We start from the raw sequence: 3,857 nt of genomic DNA on the forward strand, positions 1-3,857 counted from the left end.
TAGATATAGAGCGTATCTCTACTATTTCCGCTCCTTCATGTGCCTTCGCAAAGGCGCTTGAGACTACTCCGTGCTGTTCTCTGTTTAGGGTTGACACGTCCTTTGATATGGTAGCAGATGTTTTCGGATACTCACTCATCTTAGTATCTGCATCATCTGGGTATTTTCTTGTGATGCTGTTTGAAGTCCCCCTGGCATAATCAAACATATCACTCAACTTATCAAATGTACTTTCCATACTAGCCTTCTGCGCGGGACTGTTACATTTACCATCTGTTTCTGAAGAATAACTACTACTACCGCTGCCACTTACCCAATTCTTCTTACAAATTCCCCTATCGGTTGCCCCGCTAGGATCAATGTTGTTAATAGCCTTACTAACATCATGCATATTCTTCTTGGTTAAGATATGTCTATAATGCATAGCTATTAGCCTTTCCTGGCAGAGAGCCAATCTTCCTTCTGGTGCTGCGTAGATTTTGAATTTATAATTAGTTTTACCTATTTAATGATCCGATGCTGCTATTATCGGATGGTGGGAGTATTTCTATCGCTGTAGCATGCGTGCTGTCCCTGCTTTATCCATTCGTCGCCAAGGTCTCTGTAAAGCTTGGGTCCTTGCTTACATACCTCGTGTGTTCTCTGCATTGTGGGGCGTTTTTCCTATTGATCTACTGTAGGGTAAGCGACGATTTCTCGCTCGAACATGTCTACAGTAGCTCACACTCTATGCAGCCGTTGCTATACAAAATATTTGGCGTCTGGGGTAATTACGAGGGCTCCAGTTTCCTCTTTACCTGCTTATTAAGCATATACGCAGTCCTACTGAATATTTGTGTACGACAACACAATCACAAGGCAGTTGCCCTTTCAGTGCAGCACCTTTTCATTCTAGGATTTTCCCTCTTCACTTTATGGTTCGCAAACCCATTCTCTAAAATATTTGTCTTGGATGACGATGGCCTGGGCTTTAACCCCATGCTGCAAGATGTGGCAATCACCATACATCCTCCAGTTCTGTTTGCTGGTTACGCGGGCTTCAGTGCAGTTCTCTCTCTTACAATTGCTGCTGTTGTCTTGCAGCAACACCCTACAAAATGGGCTTCGGATGTTAGAATTTGGGCAATTACAGCCTGGACTGCACTCACTGCAGGTATTGCTCTAGGATCTTGGTGGGCCTATAGAGAATTGGGATGGGGAGGATTCTGGTCTTGGGATCCTGTAGAAAATGTGGTCCTTATGCCATGGCTTATAGGAACAGCACTAATACATATGCTGCCGGTTGTTAGGCGATGTGGAATATACTGCAATTTCACCATATTTCTTGCTATAACAGCCTGTATAGCCAGTTTATATAGTACTTTTTTCGTGCGGTCTGGTTTGCTGATATCAGTGCACACTTTCGCACACGATGTATATAGAGGAACTTTCCTTCTCGCCCTCGTGAGTATTATAGCAGCCCTCTGTCTCGCAACATTCATTGTTTTTTACAGAAAAGTGGAAGAATACTGTTCCCTGGGATATTTGTCGAAAATCTCTGTCATCCTAGGAAATAGCATCATAATGATAACTGCTTGTTCTGTAGTTCTACTAGGCATAACGTATCCAATTTTTGTTGAGCTTCTGTCGGGAGATACTGTTTCCATAGGAGCGCGGTATTACAGCGGCACGTTTTGCATTTTGACCAATATACTTATGGTGATGATGATAGCATTAGCGAGTTTGAGTTGGACCGGAACCGGGAAACTTATATGCCGCTATAAAATATCATCTTTTTTTGCTATAGTGTTCGCTCCCGTTGCATTTACCCGTGGTCAAGTAGGTATAACCTTACTGCTTGCAGCGTTTTTATTCTGTGCCCTCGTAGAAAATCTGTTTAACAAGCTACGGCATGCTTCTGCTCAAGGGCTTTTGTCAACGTATATGCGACCCCAGAAGCACGCAATGTTCCTGGCACACTTGGGTGTGGCCGTACTTGTATTCGGAGTCGTATATTCGGGCACCTATCAGGATGAAGTAGAAAAATATATGCAGCAAGGAGAATCAGTGAACATTCACGGATTTGAGGTCACTTTGTCTGATGTTTCGTTCCTGAAAAACAAGTACTACGAAGCAATTAGGGGAAATTTTGTAATCAAGAATGGGAATAAGAAGAAAGTAAAAGAGTTGTTCCCTGAGGACAGATACTACCCTGTAGAGCGGAGTAGAAATACTGAAAGCAGCGTATACCATGGCATGGCAGCGGACATATACGTTGTTATTGGAGATATCTATCCTGAAAAGGGCATAGCAGTGCGCATACATTACAAACCCCTCATCATGTTGGTGTGGATAGGTTTTGCCCTTGGCGTGATTGGGGGAATTTTGGGGATTTTAAAGGCAATTGTGGGCAGGTCAAATGAGTCATCTGCTCATACTGCTATAACTCCTTGACCTATAGTGGCAATATATATACTTACTGTAGTCCAATGGGTGGTGTTATCATCGGATGCTAAAGTTACAAAATCGCAGTGTTATTAAGGTCGGGGGACCGGATGCGCAGCGGTTTTTGCACAACATAACCACTAATAATGTGGCAGATATGTGCACGCATTCTACACTTTACAATCTAATACTGAATTCAAAAGGCAGGTACGTTTTTGATTTCTTTTTGACGAGATGTGATGGCTATTTCTTGATCGAATGTGAAAACGCTGATGCTGTGGGTATTGCCGAGATTCTGAAGAATTACAGATTGAAGCTTAAGGTGCGGATCAAGATATGCGATGAGTACGTTGTATATTTGGATCCTAATCAGAATATTGGGGAGGAAGGGCATACGTTAATAAACGAAAGCGGAGTGATAGTATACCAAGACCCCAGGAAAGCAGTTATGGGGACGCGTATATTACAACCTCTTGCGCAAGAGGAAGGTAATAGCAGCACCGGTTGTGGCACGGGAGACTATCACAAATTACGGGTGGCCAACACGATACCTGAATGCAGCAGCGAAATGCTAAGGGGAGAGTCCTTTCCGATGCATTATTCTTTGGATGAGCTCAATGCCATATGCAGAAATAAGGGATGCTACATTGGGCAAGAGGTAACTGCACGAATGCAGAGGGTGGGATCTAAAAAGAGGTTATATACTATTCGCTCTAAAACTGGTGAACCCTTACCAGAGAAGGGAGCGGTAGTGCAAGGTGATACTCAAGTGGGGCAAGTAATATCTGTCATTGAGGAAATGGGGCTGTGTGTTCTAGAGGTAGAAAGGGTTGTATGCGGTGGATGCGTTAAAATTGGTCACATTGAGTGTGAGATCAAAACTTAGATACTAACAAGATGGGCGAGAGATATATCAGTGATATATCTCTAAACATAAGAAGAATATGCATGATGTTAGTAGTGCTGTTAATATCCTTGATCCTACCAAGGGTGTTGATGGAGAGATATTGTGTAACAATAATAGTAATGAAGCGGTAGATAGTGGTGGCAAGGACAAGGCGGCATGTGCTAGTCAGCATGGTAGTAATAACAAGAAGCTGAGTGAGACATATACAGATCCACTGCATACTGGTGCGCTGAGTGACAGCGTGGGAGCTGAGTCAGCAAAACACATCTCAAGTAAAATGGCTTCAACAAATCTGAACAAAGACTAGAAAGGAATAGTCTCAAGTGCCTTTGCTTGTTGCTACTAGTGGTAATAACGTAGGTAGAAGTAGGTAGAAGAAGATATACATCATTGATATATATCTACTAAGTAAAGAGGGGAGATGGTGATGAAGAAGGTATTTATCTCCTCGCTAAAGATCTTGCTTATAACGTTGCTCTTGATCAGACATCTAAACTATCCGAAGGTATTCAGAAGTTGACCAAGA

General features: G+C 42.8%; 4 protein-coding genes. 3 read left to right on the top strand and 1 reads right to left on the bottom strand.

Going from position 1 to position 3,857, the window contains the following annotated elements:
• A partial coding sequence (locus tag R4I06_RS04420) for a hypothetical protein (RefSeq protein ID WP_334414371.1) occupies positions 1-391 on the bottom strand: 391 nt, incomplete at its 3' end.
• A 125-nt stretch (positions 392-516) separates the two neighbouring features.
• Here R4I06_RS04420 and R4I06_RS04425 point away from each other — a divergent pair.
• The 3 genes from R4I06_RS04425 to R4I06_RS04435 are packed head-to-tail and all read left to right on the top strand — an operon-like array spanning position 517 to position 3,638.
• Positions 517-2,433: a heme lyase CcmF/NrfE family subunit gene (locus R4I06_RS04425; protein WP_334414372.1), complete on the top strand. Its 1,917-nt coding sequence runs from the start codon at positions 517-519 to the stop codon at positions 2,431-2,433.
• Between the two features lie 55 nt (positions 2,434-2,488).
• A complete protein-coding gene (gene ygfZ / locus R4I06_RS04430; RefSeq protein ID WP_334414373.1) occupies positions 2,489-3,310 on the top strand; it encodes a CAF17-like 4Fe-4S cluster assembly/insertion protein YgfZ in 822 nt (273 codons plus the stop codon).
• A gap of 58 nt (positions 3,311-3,368) precedes the next feature.
• Positions 3,369-3,638 carry a hypothetical protein gene (locus tag R4I06_RS04435; protein WP_334414374.1) on the top strand — a complete coding sequence of 90 codons (270 nt, stop codon included), beginning with the start codon at positions 3,369-3,371 and terminating at the stop codon, positions 3,636-3,638.
• Positions 3,639-3,857: the final 219 nt, after the last annotated feature.

Source organism: Anaplasma bovis, from assembly GCF_036903315.1.
GTDB lineage: Bacteria > Pseudomonadota > Alphaproteobacteria > Rickettsiales > Anaplasmataceae > Anaplasma > Anaplasma bovis.

Coding starts and splice junctions, on each gene's coding strand:
- R4I06_RS04425 (WP_334414372.1), top strand. CDS start 517: ATGCTGCTATTATCGGATGGTGGGAGTATTTCTATCGCTGTAGCATGC.
- ygfZ (WP_334414373.1), top strand. CDS start 2,489: ATGCTAAAGTTACAAAATCGCAGTGTTATTAAGGTCGGGGGACCGGAT.
- R4I06_RS04435 (WP_334414374.1), top strand. CDS start 3,369: ATGCATGATGTTAGTAGTGCTGTTAATATCCTTGATCCTACCAAGGGT.